Source organism: Pseudodesulfovibrio aespoeensis Aspo-2, from assembly GCF_000176915.2.
GTDB lineage: Bacteria > Desulfobacterota > Desulfovibrionia > Desulfovibrionales > Desulfovibrionaceae > Pseudodesulfovibrio > Pseudodesulfovibrio aespoeensis.
In genome coordinates, this window is sequence record NC_014844.1 from 2,558,826 (window position 1) to 2,576,894 (window position 18,069).

Annotated in this window: 14 protein-coding genes; 9 read left to right on the forward strand and 5 right to left on the reverse strand. The window is 67.5% G+C overall.

The genetic code is table 11. From position 1 onward, the window contains the following. Positions 1 to 97 precede the first annotated feature (97 nt). Positions 98 to 2,413 (forward strand): cysteine synthase, encoded by a 2,316-nt coding sequence (locus DAES_RS11860; protein ID WP_013515267.1) that lies wholly within the window; start codon positions 98 to 100, stop codon positions 2,411 to 2,413. Positions 2,414 to 2,495: 82 nt separating this feature from the next. Here DAES_RS11860 and DAES_RS11865 read toward each other — a convergent pair whose 3' ends face one another. Beyond that, positions 2,496 to 3,755, reverse strand: coding sequence for a glutamate-5-semialdehyde dehydrogenase (locus DAES_RS11865; protein WP_013515268.1), 1,260 nt, complete (start codon positions 3,753 to 3,755; stop codon positions 2,496 to 2,498). 316 nt (positions 3,756 to 4,071) lie between these two features. Here DAES_RS11865 and DAES_RS11870 point away from each other — a divergent pair, with 316 nt between their 5' ends. The 5 genes from DAES_RS11870 (at position 4,072) to DAES_RS11890 (ending at position 10,520) form a co-directional block, all read left to right on the forward strand. Next, positions 4,072 to 4,725 carry a YfgM family protein gene (locus tag DAES_RS11870; RefSeq protein WP_013515269.1) on the forward strand — a complete coding sequence of 218 codons (654 nt, stop codon included), beginning with the start codon at positions 4,072 to 4,074 and terminating at the stop codon, positions 4,723 to 4,725. Between the two features lie 33 nt (positions 4,726 to 4,758). Beyond that, a complete protein-coding gene (iorA, locus tag DAES_RS11875) occupies positions 4,759 to 6,594 on the forward strand; it encodes an indolepyruvate ferredoxin oxidoreductase subunit alpha (RefSeq protein ID WP_013515270.1) in 1,836 nt (611 codons plus the stop codon). A 1-nt stretch (position 6,595) separates the two neighbouring features. After that, entirely contained in the window at positions 6,596 to 7,192 is a 597-nt protein-coding gene (locus DAES_RS11880; protein ID WP_013515271.1) for an indolepyruvate oxidoreductase subunit beta, read from the forward strand. 12 nt (positions 7,193 to 7,204) lie between these two features. Then, positions 7,205 to 8,785, forward strand: coding sequence for a sigma-54-dependent Fis family transcriptional regulator (locus DAES_RS11885; RefSeq protein WP_013515272.1), 1,581 nt, complete (start codon positions 7,205 to 7,207; stop codon positions 8,783 to 8,785). 85 nt (positions 8,786 to 8,870) lie between these two features. Next, positions 8,871 to 10,520: a glycosyltransferase family 2 protein gene (locus DAES_RS11890; protein ID WP_013515273.1), complete on the forward strand. Its 1,650-nt coding sequence runs from the start codon at positions 8,871 to 8,873 to the stop codon at positions 10,518 to 10,520. 75 nt (positions 10,521 to 10,595) lie between these two features. Here the strand turns inward: DAES_RS11890 and DAES_RS11895 are convergent, their stop codons facing one another. Next, positions 10,596 to 11,147: a hypothetical protein gene (locus DAES_RS11895; RefSeq protein ID WP_013515274.1), complete on the reverse strand. Its 552-nt coding sequence runs from the start codon at positions 11,145 to 11,147 to the stop codon at positions 10,596 to 10,598. 166 nt (positions 11,148 to 11,313) lie between these two features. Continuing rightward, a complete protein-coding gene (locus tag DAES_RS11900) occupies positions 11,314 to 12,933 on the reverse strand; it encodes a glycosyltransferase family A protein (RefSeq protein ID WP_013515275.1) in 1,620 nt (539 codons plus the stop codon). 92 nt (positions 12,934 to 13,025) lie between these two features. On the opposite strand from DAES_RS11900, the gene DAES_RS11905 reads away from it, so the two are divergent. After that, on the forward strand, positions 13,026 to 14,759 hold the full coding sequence (locus DAES_RS11905) for a glycosyltransferase family 2 protein (RefSeq protein ID WP_013515276.1): 1,734 nt from the start codon (positions 13,026 to 13,028) through the stop codon (positions 14,757 to 14,759). Between the two features lie 40 nt (positions 14,760 to 14,799). After that, positions 14,800 to 15,123, forward strand: coding sequence for a hypothetical protein (locus tag DAES_RS11910; protein WP_013515277.1), 324 nt, complete (start codon positions 14,800 to 14,802; stop codon positions 15,121 to 15,123). A gap of 20 nt (positions 15,124 to 15,143) precedes the next feature. Here DAES_RS11910 and DAES_RS11915 read toward each other — a convergent pair whose 3' ends face one another. Next, positions 15,144 to 15,374: a cold-shock protein gene (locus tag DAES_RS11915; protein WP_013515278.1), complete on the reverse strand. Its 231-nt coding sequence runs from the start codon at positions 15,372 to 15,374 to the stop codon at positions 15,144 to 15,146. 45 nt (positions 15,375 to 15,419) lie between these two features. Further along, positions 15,420 to 17,009 (reverse strand): ABC transporter ATP-binding protein, encoded by a 1,590-nt coding sequence (locus tag DAES_RS11920; protein ID WP_013515279.1) that lies wholly within the window; start codon positions 17,007 to 17,009, stop codon positions 15,420 to 15,422. Between the two features lie 81 nt (positions 17,010 to 17,090). On the opposite strand from DAES_RS11920, the gene DAES_RS11925 reads away from it, so the two are divergent. Further along, positions 17,091 to 18,029, forward strand: a complete 939-nt coding sequence (locus DAES_RS11925) for a DUF362 domain-containing protein (RefSeq protein ID WP_013515280.1) — start codon at positions 17,091 to 17,093, stop codon at positions 18,027 to 18,029. The last annotated feature ends 40 nt before the right edge of the window (positions 18,030 to 18,069 follow it).

Here is an 18,069-nt window from a genome sequence, read left to right on the forward strand (position 1 = left end):
AAATTGCACGATGCGTGCCAGTTGCACCTGGAATGTTTTTGCCATACGGTGCGTGGGTCGAGTGCGAATCCTTTTTCCGTTATTTCAGGGAAATGCCATGAACAAAGATCTGCTTTCACTCATCGGCGGGACCCCGCTGGTGGAGATACGCCATCTCAACCCGAACCCGAACGTCAAGATTTTGGCCAAGCTGGAGGCGCAGAATCCCGGCGGGTCCATCAAGGACCGCGTGGCCGTGGCCATGATCGAGGCTGCCGAGCGGTCCGGCGAGCTGACCAAAGACAAGATCATCATCGAGGCCACATCGGGCAACACCGGCGTGGGGCTGGCCATGGTCGCGGCCATCAAGGGCTACCGCATCAAGCTGCTCATGCCCGAGACGGCCAGCGAGGAGCGCAAGATGATCATGGCCGCCTACGGCGCACAGCTGGAACTGACGCCCGGCCACCTCTCCACGGACGGGGCCATCGAGCGCGCCTACCGCTACGCCCGCGAGGAGCCGGACACTTACGTGCTTATGGACCAGTTCAACAACCCCGCCTCCATCGACGCCCACTACCAAGGCACGGGCCTGGAAATCTGGGAGCAGACCGGCGGCGCGGTCACCCACTGCGTCATGGCGCTGGGCACCTCGGGCACGGCCATGGGCATTGCCAAGCGGCTGCACGAGATGGGCAAGGTCCATGTGGCTGCGGTGGAGCCCTACGCAGGCCACAAGATTCAGGGCCTCAAGAACATGCTCGAATCCTACCCGCCCGGCATCTACGACAAGACCTGGCTCGACGAGATCCTGCATGTGGACGACGAGACCGCCTTTGAATACTGCCGCAAACTGGCCAGGGCCGAGGGCATCTTTGCGGGCATGAGTTCCGGCGCGGCCCTGGGCGGGGCCATCCTCCTGGCCGAGCGGCTTCAGTCAGGTCTCATCGTGACCATCTTCCCGGACTCGGGCGAGCGCTACCTGAGCACCCACCTCTACCGCCAACAGGCGGGCAGCGGCATCACGCTTTTTGACATGGCCACGGGCGCGACCAAGCCCCTCAAGACCCAGGGGGGCCTGGGCCTCTACACCATGGGGCCGAACCTCGACAACCCGGACGGTCTCGACGCGTGGCGGCGGGTGGTGGTCCTCGACGTGCTGGCCCGCCACCTGCGCTCGCTCGGAGTGGAAACCCGCGCCGCCGTGGGATTGAGCGACATGGACGACCGCACCCTGACCGCAGCCCGGCACACCGACGCCGACCGGGCCGTGTTCGCAGCCGGGCTTCGCGCCCGGATCATGGAGCGCGCCCGCGACATGGGCGTGGCAGTGGCCGGGGGTGACGGTGCGGGCGTGGACTTCCCCCTCTCCTCAAACAGCGAGGGCAAGGCCCTTGAGCTGTGCCGCAAGCTGCTCGGCAAAGGGCTGGCCTACGAAAAGCTGCGCTCGGTCTACTTCGACATCTTCCGCGACAAGCGCTACGGCGAGATCGGAGCCATGGACATGGACAAGGTCTCGGGCGGGCGCACCGTGGACCTCGACGCCTACGTCAAGGACAATCCGCTGGACTTCACCCTGCTCAAACGCGCCACCCTGCTCGACCTCAAGCGCGGCGAGGTGCTGGAGACCGAATGGGGCAACGTGCGCCCGTCCTGGTTCCTGCAGCACGCGGCCACGGCCCTGACCAGCCTGCCCCGCATCGACGTGATGATCGGCAGCGAGAAACACCGCTTCCCCCACCTGGAAAATCTCCGGGCCATCTGGTCCGCTGCCGGGCGCGAGCTCCAGGCATGGCTGCTCAACCATCAGGCCACGGACTGCGCCGACGCGACCCTGACCACCGTGGCCGACACCCTGGGCGGATTCCGGGCGGCCCGGTTCTGGCTGCTCTCGTCCGCCTGCCGCAAGCCCCTGTGCGCCAGCAGCGACAACCTGGTCATGTGGGCGCGCAACTGGCGGCGGGTGCAGGAGGCCTTGGCGGCCCTGAGCGCGCCCCGGACCGGGGCGGCACCGTCGGGCGAAAGCGCGGGCAAAATCCCTGGCGAAGCCGATCAGGCCGTGTTCGACCTGCGCGCCGGATTCAAGACGGCCATGAACGAGGACCTCGCCCTGCACCGCTTCTGGCCCGTGCTCTTCCGGTTCGTCAAACAGGTCAACGCCTGGGCCGCCGCAGGCGCGCTGACCGGCCCGGCAGCCTCGGCCTGCCTCGACGAGCTCCTGGCCGTGGACGCCATCCTCGGCATCCTCGACCACGCCCAGATGCCGCTCCCCCTGGCCGACCTGCCCATTGAGGTGCAGGGCATGCTGGCCGACCGCCAGAAGGCCCGCGAGGCCAAGGACTTCGCCGCCTCCGACGCCCTGCGCGACCAGATCGCCAACGCCGGATTCCGCCTGGAAGACACGGCAGGCGCACCAAGGGTGTTCAGGATGTAATGGGAAATTGGCGATCGAGAGCCAAGAAAAGGCCGCCGTTCCCACGAGAACGGCGGCCTTCTTTGTTGTCTGTGACCGCTCCCTACTCCCGCACCTGGCCCTCGCCCAGGAGGACGAACTTGGCGCTGGTCAGCTCGCGCACGCCCATGGGGCCGTAGGCGTGGAGCTTGGAGGTGGAGATGCCGATCTCGGCCCCCAGGCCGAGCTGGGCGCCGTCGTTGAACCGGGTGGAGGCGTTGGCCACCACCAGGGAGGCGTCCACCTCGCGGACGAAGCGCATGCAGTGCTCGTAGTTCTCGCTGAGGATGGCCTCGGTGTGGTTGGAGCCGTGCTCGGCGATGAAGTCCAGGGCCTCGTCCAGGGAATCCACCACCCGGACGGCCAGGACCAGATCAAGGAACTCATACCCCCAGTCGCCCGGCATGGCCGGTTCGGCAGCGTCGCCGAGCAGGGGCAGAGAGCGCGGACACGCCTTGAAGCGCACGCCCTTGGCGGCCAGAACCTTGTCCACGCGGGGCAGGAGCACCCCGGCCACGTCGCGATGCACCAGCAGGCACTCCAGCGCGTTGCAGCCGCTCGGGTACTGGGTCTTGGCGTTGTCGATGATGGGCACGGCCCTGGTGATGTCGCAGGAGGCATCGGCAAAGAGGTGGCAGACGCCCTTGTAGTGCTTGAGCACCGGCATGGTGGCCTGCTCGGTCACGGCGCGGATCAGCCCCTCGCCGCCGCGCGGGATGACCACGTCGATGAAGTCCGAGAGCTTGAGCAGTTCGGCCACGGCCTCGCGGTCCGTGGTGGCAGGCACCTGGACCGCGTCGCGCGGCAGCCCGGCCTGCTCCAGGGCGCGGTGCATGAGCCCGGCCAGACAGGTGTTGGAATGGAACGCCTCGGACCCGCCGCGCAGGATGACCGCGTTGCCCGCCTTGAGGCAGAGGATGCCCGCGTCCACCGTGGCGTTGGGTCGCGACTCGTAGATCATGGCCACCACGCCGAGCGGCACGCGCATGCGGCCCACCAGCATGCCGTTGGGCCGTCTGGTCATGGACTCGATGCCGCCCACGGGATCGTCCATGGCCGCCACCTCGCGGCATCCGGCGATCATGGAGCGCAGCACCTTGTCGCTGATGGTCAGCCGCTGCACCCGCGCCTTGTCCAGCCCGCGCTCCTTGGCGGCGGCCAGGTCCAGGGCATTGGCCTCGGCAATGGCCGACGCTTCGGCCTCCAGCAGGTCGGCCAGCGCCACAAGCGCCCCGCTCCGGGCCTTGCCCGACGCCTTGGCCAGGGTCCGCGACGCGCGTCTGGCGCGCCTGCCCATCTCGATCATCTGTTGGCGGATATCCATGCCCCCTCCCTGAAGATTGTCGCTACCGCCCGCCAGACCAGCCCAGGTCCGCGCGGATTCACTGTGCTAACTCCCGTCCGGGCAAAAAGTCAAACCCGCTTCGCCCAGACGAACCACTCCCCCAAAGGGCCTGTTTGCGCATTTTGTCATTTGCCAGAGATGCAACCCGCAAAACGACCCCAAAAGGGGCTGAAAAGGGTGGTTGCGACAAAATAGGCTTTGACCTTTTTTACAATTTTGCTTATCTAGCCCTCTGCGTTGTCGAGACCCTAGTCCGGCGATCATACAGACACCCTTACGGAGGACATCGAAAGCAATGGCTGAAAACAAGACCGCCGAACACACCACCCTTGAAGACATCGAGGCGCGTGTTCCCAACTCCCTGCATCCTGTCATCGAAGCCGCCTTCAAGCACAGCAGGCAGATCCTCGCAGGCGTGGTCGCCATCATCCTCGTGGCCGCAGCCTACGCGGCCTACAGCGGCTACACGGCACGGGCGCTGGCCAATGCCCAGACCCAACTCGGCACCATCGTCATCGAGGCCGCGGGCCAGGACAAGATCGACAGGCTTGAGGCGCTGCTCGACTCCGCGCCCACCACGGCCCGGCCCGCCGTGTTCCTCGAACTGGCCCAGTCCGCCATGAACCTCGCGCAGTACGAAGCGGCTGCGGGCTACTGGGGCAGTCTGGCCGCGGAAGCAGACAACGAGATGCGGCTCATCGCCCGCATGGGCCACGCCAAGTGCCTGCTCCTGGCAGGCAGGGCCAAGGAGGCCGTGGCCGAACTCAAGGATCTGGCGGGCATTGCCCCGGCAGATTTCACCGCGCCGGTCTACCGCCAGCTCGCCGTGGCCGCCGAGGCTGCGGGCGACACCCCCCAGGCCCTGGAGGCTTACCGCAAGCTGGCCGAGCAGCAGGTGACGGACAAGCCCTTCATCGACCACAAGATCGCCCAACTGGAAGCGAAATAAACCGGTTCCGCGAACCACGCACGGAGATATCCCATGCCCCATCCCCTCCTGGCCGACACTCCCGGCCACATCGACCTTCTGCTCGGCAACGAAGCCATTGTTCGCGGAGCCGTGGAGGCGGGATTGCAGGTAGCCACCTGCTACCCTGGCACCCCGTCTTCCGAGGTGCCCGACACGCTCTTTCGCCTCTCGCCCGAAGGCAAGTACGCCTTTGAGTATTCCGTCAACGAGAAGGTCGCCCTCGAAGTGGCGGGCGGAGCCACCCTGTCCGGCGCGCTGACGCTGTGCACCATGAAGCACGTCGGGGTCAACGTGGCTGCCGACCCGCTCATGACCCTGTGCTACACCGGCACGCCGGGCGGCCTGCTGCTGCTCTCTGCGGACGATCCGGGCTGCCATTCGAGCCAGAACGAGCAGGACAACCGCTATTACGCCCGGCTGGCAGGCATGCCGGTCCTCGAACCGGCCACGGCCCAGGAGGCCAAGGACATGACCCGCGACGGGCTGCTCCTGAGCAAAAAGCACGGCGCGCCCTTCATGCTTCGTACCACCACGCGGGTCAACCACCTGCGCGGCCCGGTGGAGTTTGGCCCTGTGGCCGACCCCGGCACCCCGGAAGGATTCAAACGCAATCCGTCGAAGTTCGTGCCCATCCCGGCCTTTTCCCGGCCCATGCATGTGGCCCTGCTCGAGCGGCTCGAAGCCCTGCGCCAGGAGGCCGAGAACTCCCCCTACAACACCGTCACCGGCAGCGGATCGCTGGGCATCGTCTGTTCAAGCATCAGCCGCGCCTATGTGGCCGACGCCCTGGCTCAGTCCAGTCTGACCGGCAAGGTCAAGGTGCTTGGACTCGGTTTTAGCCACCCGCTGCCCGAGACCCTGTGCCTCGATTTCCTCTCGTCGGTGTCCAAGGCGCTGGTGGTGGAGGAGCTGGAACCCATCCTCGAAAACGACCTGCGCGTACTGGTCCAGAAAAACGGCCTGGATGTCGAGATTCTCGGCAAGGACGTGCTGCCCCGGTGCAACGAGTTCACCGTGACCATGGTCGAGGACGCCATCTATCGGCTCACCGGCGATGCGGCCCCGACGCGGGACGCCTGCCAGCCCGCCGCCCTGCCCATGCGGCCGCCCAACCTCTGCGCGGGCTGTCCCCACCGCGGCACCTACTTCGCCGCCCGCAAGGTCTTTGGCGATGACGCGGTCTACTCCTCGGACATCGGCTGCTACACCCTGGGGCTGCTGCCCCCGCTCCAGGCGGCGGACTTCCTGCTCTGCATGGGCTCTTCCATCTCGGCAGGCGGCGGCGCGGCTCTGGCCTCGGGCAAGACCGTGGTGGCCTTCATCGGCGACTCCACCTACTTCCACTCCGGCCTGACCGGCGTGGCCAACGCGGTGTTCAACAAGCACAACGTGCTCATCGTGGTGCTGGACAACCGGACCACGGCCATGACCGGCCACCAGCCCCACCCCGGCGTGGACAAGACCATCCTCGGCGACAACGACTCCCGGCTGGACATCGAGGCCTCGATGCGCGGACTTGGCGTGACCGAAGTGCGAGAGGTCAACCCCTTCAACCAGAAGAAAACCCAGGCCGCCTTCGAGGAACTCAAGGAAATGAAGGGCGTGCGGGTGCTCATCGCCAAGGAGCCTTGCCCGCTGTTCACCCGCCGGATCTACAAAAAAGTCGCGTCCCAGGTGGCCTATGTGGCCGAAAGCTGCACCGGCCGGTTCGAGTGTCTGGACACCCTGGCCTGCCCGGCCATGTACCGGGACGGCAACCGCGCAGCGGTCAATCCCATCCTGTGCAACGGCTGCATGCTCTGTCTGCAGGTGTGCGGACACATCAAAGCCAAGAAAAGGGACAACTAGAATGAACGACGTCAAGCCCATCCGCATATTCATGACCGGCGTTGGCGGCCAGGGCACCCTGACCGCCACCACCCTGCTGGCCAGGACCGTGCTCGCCGCTGGTCTGCCCGTCACCTCCGGCGAAATCCACGGCATGGCCCAGCGCGGCGGCGTGGTGGAATCCACCGTGCTCATCGGCTGCAAGTCGCCCAAGATCGGCCACGGCGAGGCGGACATCCTCATGGGCTTCGAGCCCATGGAGACAGTGCGCGCCCTGCCCTATCTGAAACGCGGCGGACTGGTCCTCTCCAGCACCGAGTTCATGCCCCCGCTCTCTGTGGCCATGGGCAAACAGCAGTGCCCGACCCTGGACGAGATCAAGGCCAGGGTGGCCGACTGCACCGACCGGGCGTACTTCATGGCCTGCCAGACCATCGGCATCGAGGTGGGCGCGGTCCAGAGCGGCAACATCGCCCTGCTCGGCGCCCTGTGCGCCACGGGCGCGCTGCCCTTTGGCCCCGAAGCCCTCGAAGCGACCATCAGGGCCAACCTCCCCGCAAAGATTCAGGCCGTCAACCTCAAAGCCCTGGAACTCGGCATAAAAGCCCTCAACGCCTAGAGAAGTATTGAAATGGCACACAAGAAACAGGACGACTCCGACCTCAGCTATCTGGTCACCCTCAAGACCATTCAGGACACCCTCAAGCGGGACGCCCCGCTTGAGGAATCGCTGAACCAGCTGCTCAGAATACTGGCCCAGGACATGGAGTATGTCCGGGCGTTCATGGTCATCATGGACCCCAAGACCGAAAACCTGAAGCTCTCGCTCACCTACAGCCCGGCCCGCTCCGACGACGTGACCTATTCGCCGGGCCGGGGCGTCATCGGTCGCGTGTTCAACACGGGCGAGTCCATCACCATCCCGCGCATGTCCGACGACAAGGAGTTCCTGAACAAGGCGTTCGGACGCAGCGAAGAGGAACTTCGCAAGCTCGGCTTCATCTGCGTGCCGGTCATCAACCGGGGCACGGACCACGAGGAAGTCATCGGCGCGCTCTCGGTGGACGTACCCCTGATCCCGGCCGAGGACCTCGACGCGCACCGCCAGTTTCTCGAAGTGGTGGCGGGCATCATCGCGGGCCATGTGGCCCAGTTGCAGGAGGAGATGGCAACCCATAACCACCTGCTCACCCAGGGCATGATGGCCGGCGGCCCGGACTCGACCCCGCCCAAGGACTTCGTGGCCGCCAGCAAGGCCATGCGCCTCGTGCTCAGGCAGTCGCGCCAGGTGGCCCCCAGCCGGGCCACGGCGCTGCTGCGCGGCCAGTCCGGCACCGGCAAGGAGCTGCTGGCCGAGGCCATCCATTCGGCCAGTCCCAGGGCCGACAAGCCGCTGATCAAGCTCAACTGCGCGGCCCTGCCCTCGGAGCTCATCGAGTCCGAGCTGTTCGGCCACCAGAAGGGCGCGTTCACCGGCGCATTCCAGACCAAGCGCGGCCTGTTCGAGGTGGCGGACCAGGGCACCCTGTTCCTCGACGAGATCGGCGAGCTGTCCATGGACGCCCAGGCCAAGGTGCTGCGCGCCATCCAGGAGAAGGAAATCCAGCGCGTGGGCAGCGAGCAGACCATCACCGTGGACGTCCGGCTCATCTGCGCCACCCACCAGCCTCTGGAGGAGCTGCTCCAGAAGGGCAGGTTCCGCGAGGACCTCTACTACCGGATCAACGTCTTCCCCATCTTCATCCCGCCGCTCCATGAGCGGCGCGAGGACATCCTGCCCCTGGCCGAACATTTCCTGAGCGATTTTTCCAGCGAGTACGGCAAGGAGGTCAAACGCATCTCCACCCCGGCCATTGAGCTGCTGGTCATGTACCACTGGCCCGGCAACGTGCGCGAGCTCAAGAACTGCATCGAACGCGCCGTGCTGCTGTGCGAGGAGTCGGTCATCCGCACCTACCACCTGCCGCCCACGCTCCAGTCCGCCGAAAGCTCGGCCACGGGCATCAACCTCTCCTTTGGCGAGGCCGTGGCCAAGTTCGAACAGGAGTTGCTGGTGGATTCGCTCAAGAAGACCGGCGGCAACATGCTCCAGTCCGCCCGCGACCTGCGCGTCTCCTACCGCATCGTCAACTACAAGGTGAAGAAGTACAACCTCGACGTGAAAAGGTTCTCGCAGACCAAGAAGAAGCCCAGGAAAAAGCTGGAGAACTGATCAGAGCCCGGCCTGACCACAAGCCCCCGGACGCCAACGCGTCCGGGGGCTTTCCATTGTCCGGCCAAGTCTGCTACACCGGGGCATGACCAACGCAGCCCGCCTTGTCTCGCGCCTTGTCGAGCGCACCCGCGCCAGCGGATACCTGGCCCCGGACCATGCCCTGGCCGCCGCAGGCACCCTGCTCGAAGCGCGCCCGCTGACGCCTGTCCTGGCCGCCCTGGGCAGCGCGCTGATCCGCCACGCCGCGATCTTCGACCCCTTTGACCGCGACACCCTCCGGCTGGCCCGGGACGTGAACCACTCCCTCGGCCACCCGCCCATGGGCGAGTGGCTCGACCGGGCGCACCAACTGACCGATGCCGAGCCGGTGCCTGAAAACATCGATCTGCCAGACATGCAGGCCGCCTCTCCTGACGCGCTGATCGCCTACATGCAGGCCCAACCGGCCAACGCCTGTCGCTACCCGGCCCTGCTCGCCCTGTGGCGCTTAGGTGCGCGCGGGCAATTGCTCCGGGCCGTCGAGATCATGGCTGCCTCGCCGTCCGGGCTGCTGGCCGGGCCGGTCCTGGCCTGGGGCGCATACGGTGCGGGCGAGCCGCTCCTGGCCCGGATGCTGCTCGACGAATCCGTCCCGGCCTTTCCCGGCCTGAACCTGCGCGCCCGGCTGGCCCTGGACCAGGGGGACATGGCGGCGGCCCGGCAGCACCTTGCCGCCTCCCTTGACGCCGAGCCCTTCCAGCCCGCAGTGATCGAACAACTGGCCGAGCTGGCCGAGTCCGGCCCCACGGCCCACCCCGGCCCGGACACCCGCATCTGCCTCTACTCCTGGAACAAGCCGGACATGCTGGCCCAAACCGTGGCCGCACTGGACCGGACAGACCTGGGCGAGGCGCGGATGACCATTCTGAACAACGGCACCACAGCCTGCCAGCCCGACGAGCTGGAGCGGCGCGTCAGGACTGGCGCGCAGCGACTGGCGCAGACGGGCAGGCTGGAGTTTGTCCACCTGCCGGTCAATGTGGGCGCTCCGGCGGCGCGCAACTGGCTGCTCTCGCTGCCGCAAGTGCGCGAGGCCCGGCTGGTGGCCTTTCTCGACGACGACGTGCTCCTGCCACCCCACTGGCTGACCCGGTTCGCGGCCACCCTGGCCCGCCACCCGGAAGGCGTGGCCGTGGGGGCCAAGTGCGTCAACCAGGGGGTGCGGACCATCCAGTACGCCTTCCGCACCTTCCATGAGATCGGGGAGCGGAAGATCCGGCTGACGCCCAACGCGCCCACCCTCATGGACCTGGGCCAGTTCGACGCGGCCCGCCCCTGCCTGACGGTCATGGGCTGCTGCCACCTCTTTGCCATGGAGCGGCTGCGCAGGCTTCGGGTGCCGGATTTCGACGTGCGCTTCTCGCCCTCGCAGGTGGACGACATCGAGCACGATCTCCAGATATGGAAGGCGGGCGGGCAGGTGCTCTACGACGGCGGGGTCGAGGTGGTCCACCTCCAGGACACGGGCAGCGCGCGCACCAGGGCATCCCTGGCCCAGGCCTACGCCAACCACTACAAGATGGAGCACAAGTTCGACCACAGTGAACTGGCGCGCATGGACCGGGCCGTGATCCGGGCCGACAGGCTCCACTTTCTCCGCGCCCTGGACGCGGTCCTGCCCGTCCTGAACAGTCCGGCAGGCACGTTCTGGCGCATGGTCCGGCCACTCCTGCTTGAGGCCCTCGGCGAGTGACCCGCGCTGGTTGCGCCCCATGAAAAAGGGCGGCCCGGATTCCCGGACCGCCCCTGCGTGGACTGGCGTCGCCCCCTACTTGAAGGAGCGGGCAAACAGATCGGCAATGGCCTTGCGGCCATTGTCCTCAAGAAAACGGGTGCCGGTGCCGGTGAAGTGCATCTCCGAGATGACCGGAGCGGTCACAGGCTCCCACTGGCCGGACTCCCACTTGAACCAACCGTTCTTCACCTGGCCGAAGACAAAGAGATCCTTGTTGCAGATCTTGGCGAATTCGGCGCCCCAGCCGGTGCCGCCCTTGACCGTGCCGTCCTCCTGGATGGTGCCGACAACGAACACCTGATGGGAGGACTCCACTTGGTGCATGATGGTCTGCAACACCTTGCGCATCTTCTCCGCATTGGTGAACTTGCGGCTGAGAAGCTTGGAGACGTAGGTCAGGCTGACGTCCTTTCTGATCAGCTCCTCGTTGGTCAGCACGCGGATGCCGCGGGTGCGCTCGATCTTGTGTCCCTCGAAGGTGTAGTTGACCTCGGCCAGACCATACTGCTCGGCCAGTTGGCCGAATTCGGACTCCGCGCCCTGGGCGCCGCCGCTGAACAAGGTGTAGGATTCGAATTTGGACATGGATTCTCCTTGGTATGAAGTCGAAAATGTATGGCGGTGCGAGGTCGTGTCGGCACGGCCCTAGTTTCACTGGCGTTCATTATGCACACGCTTGGCGGGCGGAGCAATGACCTGTGCAACACTTTTTCCAGAAAATCCACTCCAATCTTGCCAGCGGACCGGCGGATCACGCCCCGAGTGCGCGCATCTTGCCCGTCACGTCGGCCAGCAGGACACGGTCCATGAGCCCGGCCATGCGCTCGAATTCCTCGGGTGCGTACTTGCCCATGAGCTTGTGCATGTTGGCCGTGGCCCCGGCTGATTGCACGCCGCCCACGTCGCTCTGCGCGCCCGAGACGCGCCTGTGGGGAATGGCCAGGAACCCCTGATAGACCGCGTGGCCGCCGCCAAGGACCATGCGCAGGTCGCGCTCCAGGTCGTCGTACTGGGTGGGCGAAAAGCGCAGGTCAAACGGGCCGGTCTTGAGCAGCCTCGCCGTCCTGAACAGATGCACGCATCCGGTCACCGAGGCGCAGGGGCGGATGTAATCCGCCTGCCCGAAATCCGCCTCCTGGAGCATGAGCGGCGCCATCAGCGCGCGCTCACGGCCCGCCGGGTCGGGCGTCAGGTTGTGCTCGCCGCACTGGACCCTGGCCGGTCCGTCGAATTCGACCACCTTGCAGCCCCACACCCCGGCCTCCGGGTAGCGGCCCACGGCACAGCCCAGCCGCAGAAGCCAGTCCGGCGGCAGCGCGATGTCGTCGTCGATGTAGGCGGCAAAGTCGCTCTCCACCACCTCGGGCAGATGCATCAGCCAGTTGCGGGCAGCGGGCGCGCCCACGTTGACCGGCAGCCGGACCAGGGCGGCCCGGTCCGAGCCCACCCGGTCGATGAAGCGGCGCACCACCTCGGCGGTGGTGTCCGTGCTCCCGTTGTCGAGGATGCGCACCTGCGCCTCGCCAAGCTCGGAACGGGCCAGGGAGTCGAGGGTCACGGCCAGATCGACCGCCTTGTTCCAGGAGTAACCAAGGACCATCACCCGCCCCGGCAGGGGGCGGCGGTCATGCGCGCCGTCCACGGCCAGTTCATAGAGGCGCAGCCACAGCCCCACGTGCCAGGGCCGGGCCAGGGCGCATTCACGCAGCAGCCCGGTCCCCATGTCGAGCCTGGACGAGCGCAGCCAGGCCGTGGCCAGCCGCTCGCGGACCAGAGGCAGAGGCAGCGTCGCTTCCAGATCGCGGTAGATTCCCGCTGCGGCCAGCCCGTCGCCGGACACCAGCAGGACGTTGGCCTGGGCATAGGCAAAGAGCGGGCCAAGCCCCTCGGGCGGCGCGAGCAGGATCGGGGTCAGGGCCGTGGACAGCGGCGACCAGTCGCCCCGGATGCGGCAGAATTCGTAAAGATGGTGCCACCAGAACAGGTTGCGCGGCGCGTGGCGCAACTGGCCGGTGATGCAGGCGAGCTGGTCCGCGGGTCGGCCTGCCATGGCCAGCCGGATTTCGGGCGTGACCTCGGCCTGCCAGTGGGCCATGACCGAGCGCAGGGCCGGGATCAGGACGCGCGGCAGGGCGGGCAGCCGCCCCAGGGACTCGGCCAGCAGCGCGGCGCACTGCCCGTCAAAGGGGTTCTCGCCCCAGGCAGCCAGGAGCAGGTCCGCCGCTATCCGCGAAAACACGTCGCCCGGTTCGCGGCTGTGGGCCAGGGCCGTGGCCGCAGTGGCGTGCAGATGCGCCTTGCCCGTGCAGCCCAGCAGCAGCGGGCGCAGCAGATCGCCCGGAAGACCGGCAAGATCGGTGGAATGTGCCATGGTTACCACCTATGCGCCGCACTGCGAAAAGTCAACAGCGTGCCGCTGACGGGTGCGCGAAGCCCCTTTCGAAGCACCCGGATTTCTGCTAGATGTCGGGCATCATGGACATGTCCGCATACCCCGAAGCCCTGCGCCCTCCCGCCACGCTGCCCCCCTGCGCCGGGCTCCAGCCCGCCTTCAGGCAGCGCTTCTCCGGCTGGCACCTGGGCATGGGCACGCCCGACACCCTGGCCGGGCTCCTCCGGGGACTGACCATGCTGGGCGCGGATGACCCCGGCTGCCGCAGCGCGGCCATGGGCATGGGACTGTGGGGCGCGCAGGCGCATCCCCTCTCGCCCGCCCTTGGCGCGACCATTGCGCCCGCCACCCTGTCTGCGCATCCCGGTCTGGCCGCGCTCATGACCAGGCTGGCAGCAGCGCCGCCCCTGGGCGACAGCGATGCCGAGGCTGTCGCCGCCTGGCACACCCTGGCGCGAGGCAACGATTTGCCGCTCATCCTGCGTTTCCTGGCAGCGGTCATGCGCGACCGGGTCAAGGGGCTCTCCTGGCTGCGCCACTGCTGGCAGGATTTGATTTTTTTGAACCGGCCCGAGCTGGCCCAGGCCGCCCTGGACCTGATTGCCTGGGACGCGCCCGCCCAGCCGCTCAAGGCGCGGCTGATGGCCGAGCTGGCCTTCCACACCCGACCAGCCGACGAGGCACTCCCCCTGGTCGCGGGACTGGACCCGTCCCTGTGGGGACTCTGGCGCGCCTGCGCGGGCGGCGAACTGCTGCTGCGTCTGGGAGAATCCGAAAAAGGCCGGGATGCCCTGACCATGCTCTGGCAGGCCATCCCCTGGCACGTCAACCTGACCCTCAAGCTGCACGACCTGTACGCGCCGACGCCCCTGGCAGACGAAGGCAGGGACGAAACCGCGTCGGTGGCCGTGCTCCTCTACTCGTGGAACAAGGCGGACCTGCTGGCCGACACCCTGGAGAGTCTGGCCGCCAGCCACCTGGGCCGGGCAGGCGTATTTGTCCTGGACAACGGGTCCACAGACCGCACCCCGGAGGTGCTTGATCGGGCGCGCGGGCTGTTCGGGCCGCAGAATGGACACGCCCCGCTCAACGTCACCACCCTGCCGGTCAATGTGGGCGCTCCAGCGGCACGCAACTGGCTGCTCTCCCTGCCCGAGGTGCGCAAGACCGCCTGGGCCGCCTTCCTGGACGACGACGTGGTCCTGCCGCCAGACTGGCTGACCCGGCTGCTCGACGCGGCACAGGGGCGTCGCGATGTGGGAGCCGTGGGCTGCCGCATCACCTCGGCCACCCCGCCCCACGGGCTCCAGTCGGCGGACTACAACCTCTTTCCCCAGCCGCCCAGGCCGGTGCAACCGGGCGAGCTGCCCAGCCGGGTGCTGGTCTTCGACAACTGCGCCGGGTCACCGGACACGGGGTTGTTCACCTATGTGCGGCCCTGCCTCTCGGTCTCGGGCTGCTGCCACCTCGTATCCATGGCCGCCGTGGAGCGGGCGGGCGGGTTCGACCTGCGCTACACCCCCTCGCAATTTGACGACCTGGACCGCGACCTGCGCTCGGCCCTGGCCGGGATGCCCGCCGTGTACGCCGGGACCCTGGCCGTGCGCCATGTCCAGCATTCGAGCCTGGCCAAGGCGCAGACCGTGCGCCAGACCGGCCACGTCATGGGCAACAAGCTCAAACTCGACACCAAATATTCGGACGACGAACTGGCCGCCCTGGCCCGCGACAACGCCCGCCTCCTCTGGGACGACCTGGAGGCCAAGCACGCAGCCCTGGTTGGCCGGCTGGGCAACGGTGCGTAACTGCGGCTTCGGACCGCCAGTCAACCAAGGAAAGGGAATCATGGAAGATGTCAGGGTATACGCCGATTTCCACCGCATTTCGCCGGAGCTGTTCGAGCGGATCAGGGACTCGATCCCCTTTGATCAGGTGGAATACGACGGCGACGTCCTGCGCCTGGACCACGAGGGCGTCTACCTGATGATCGACGATTTTCTGGAGCTGATCCGGGACGCGCTGCCCGAGGGCGGCTACGGACACGTGGAATACATCGACAACCTCGAATGGGTCGTCACCCGCTACACTATCACCCCTGGCAGGATCGACGAAAAGCGCGTCCTCGTGGACAACGTCCTCGACGCCCACATGCGCGACCACGGGATGTAGGCTGTCCGAACCGCCCGAAATTACAGCAACGTCCGGCGCGCCCCTTCATCGGCCAGATGCACGTCCACGGCCTTGGGGGCGATCTCCTCGTCGGTCACGGCATAGCTGACGCGCTCGCCGGGCTCCAGGCTCTGGAATCCGTCGCGCACGATCTCGGTGTAATGGACGAAGACATCCAGGCCGTCGTCGCCGGTGATGAAACCGAATCCCTTCTTGTCGTTGAACCAGGTCACTTTGCCTTCGCGCCGCACGGGAACCTCCGGTTGCATGATCAGCGTGGAACGGGGTGAACCATCCTACCCCGTGACGGAACCCTTGGCAATGTCCGCGCCCCGGAAAGCGCTGCGCCACGACTCGTATGCCTCGCGGCTGCCGGAAAAGGCCACTCGGCCTGCCTCAAGGACCAGCACCCGGTTGATGGCGTCGATCATGTCCCCGGCGTGGTGGGTGACCAGGACAAAGGACAGACCCGCTCCGGACAGCCGCGCCAGCGACTGACGCATGAGGGCGCGCGAGGGCGCGTCCAGCCCGGTCAGCGGCTCGTCGAGCAGGAGCAGGTCCGGTCCCGGCGCCATGGCCCGGGCCAGGAACACCCGCCGCTGCTGGCCAAAGGACATGCGCCGCAAGGGACGGTCGGCCAGATCGACCAGCCCGACCCGGTTCAGCCACTCGCGGGCGGTGACCAGCTCGTCGTCGGTGGGCTCGTCGAACATGCCCACACTGCCCCGGAACCCGGAAAGCACAGTCTCCAGCGCGCTCACCGCCCAGCCCAGCTCCCGGCCATAGGCGGCCTGAAGCGCGGGCGAGACCACGCCCAGGCGCGGCCTGGCCTCGTCCATGGGCATGCCGCCCAACCGGCTGACGGTCCCGGCCCCGGCCTCGTCCGCATAGGGGGCCAACTCCGAGGTGATCAGCCGCAGCAGGGTGGACTTGCCCGCTCCATTGGGGCCGACCACGGCCCAGCACTCGCCGGGCAGCACCTGCCAGTCAACGGCGTGCAGGATGCGCGTGCCGTCGCAGACCACGGAGACATTGTCCATGCGCACCAGGTACGGATACCCGCCATTCGCGGATTGGGACTCCCCAGGCTCCGTGACCGGCAGGTCGCAGGCGGCCAGCCGGGGCGCGTCGTCGGCCAGTCCGCGCAGGGCGGCCTCCCGACCGCCTTCGGCCTTGATCCGACCGCCGTCGAGGATGGTGACATGTTCGACGCAGTCCGGCACGTCACCCGCCCGATGGGCCACGCAGACCAGGGTGGCCCGCGCCTCGGGGCTGGCCGACGCCGCGTCGAGCAGGCCAAGGATCTCCCGGCGCGTGGGCGCGTCCAGCCCCTCCAGGCATTCGTCGAGCAGGAGCACGTCCGGCCTGGCCGCCAGGGCGCGGGCGATGAGCACCATGCGCGCCTGCCCGGTGGAGAGCGTGCCCATCTCCCGGTCCGCGAGATGGCCAATGGACAGCTCGTCGATGATCGCGCCGGCCAAGGCCAGCTGGGCATCGGTAGGCTCGTCGTAGAGCAGCGGGGTGTCGAAGAATCCGGCCAGGATCACGGAGCGGGCCGAGGCGCGACGGGCGTGGAGAAAATAGAAATCCTGCATGTCCGACGAGACCAGCCCGATGCGCTGGCGCAGGCCGATGGGCGAGGATTGCGGACCGTGGCCAAAGTCAAAGATGCGGGATTGGCCTTGCGTTCTCCCCGCTGCCTGTCCCGCCATTTGGTCGGGCGCGATCTCGCCACGCAGGAGCTTGAGCAGCGTGGTCTTGCCCGAGCCGTTTTCGCCGATCACGGCGGCGTGGCGGCCACGCAGGAGTCGCCAGGAAACCGGGCCGAGCAGCCGGGTCTGGCCGCGCGTGACCGAAGCTTCGGTCAGTTCAATGAGACAATGCATGTTTCCATTGTCCCTTTTCGATCCCTGGTTGGCAACCCTTTTGCCTTGAATGGTCGGAGGGTTCCGGCCTATGCTGTGCCCATGAGCGCAGAGACTCCCAAGGCCGCCGTGGCCATGACCCATGTGCCGGACTACGACCCGGCCCGGCTCGACACCGCCGTGGCCCGACTGCTCGAAACGAGCGGGCTGACGCTCGCGCCGGGCACTCGCGTGCTGGTCAAGCCCAACCTCGTGGCAGCCAGGAACGCCCGCCACTGCACCACCCATCCCGAGGTGGTCCGGGCGGCCTGCGCCTATCTGCTCGACTGCGGGGCCAGGGTGACCGTGGCCGATTCCCCGGCCTTTGGCCCGGCCTCGCAGGTGGCCCGCGCCTCGGGGCTGGCCGAAGCCCTGGCCGGGCTGGGCCTCAGGGTCGCTGGCCTGGGCCGCCCCGCGCCCCTTGCTCTGACGCGAGGCGGGACCATCGGCCTCTCCCGCGACGCCCTGGAGGCCGAGGCCATCCTCAATCTGCCCAAGCTCAAGGTCCACTGCCAGATGGTCATGTCCGGCGCGGTCAAGAACCTGTTCGGCTGCGTGGTCGGGTTTCGCAAGGCCTTTGCCCACCACCACCTGGGCGCGGACCGGGACATCTTCACCGCCATGCTCATGGACGTGTACGCGGCCCTGCCCCGGACGCACCACCTGATGGACGGCGTCCACGCCCTGCACCGCGACGGCCCCACGGGCGGCGACCCTTTCCGGCTCGGCCTGCTGGCCGCGTCCGCAAGCGGCGTGGCCCTGGACACCGCCGCCTATGCCGTGCTCGGCCTCGCGCCCGGACACGTGCCGCTGTGGCAGGAGGCCGTGGCCCGGAACATGGCCGGGGCCGACCCGCGGGGGCTTGTCTATCCCCTGGACGCGCCGGACCGGTTCGACGCCGCCGGGTTCATGCTGTCGCCTGCACGCGCCCTGCAATTCGCGCCTTTGCGCCTGCTCCGGGGCCGGGTGCGCAGCCTGTTGAAACACTTCACCAATTCCTGATACCCCTTGCGCTCGCTCCTGCGGGACGGTACATTGCGGC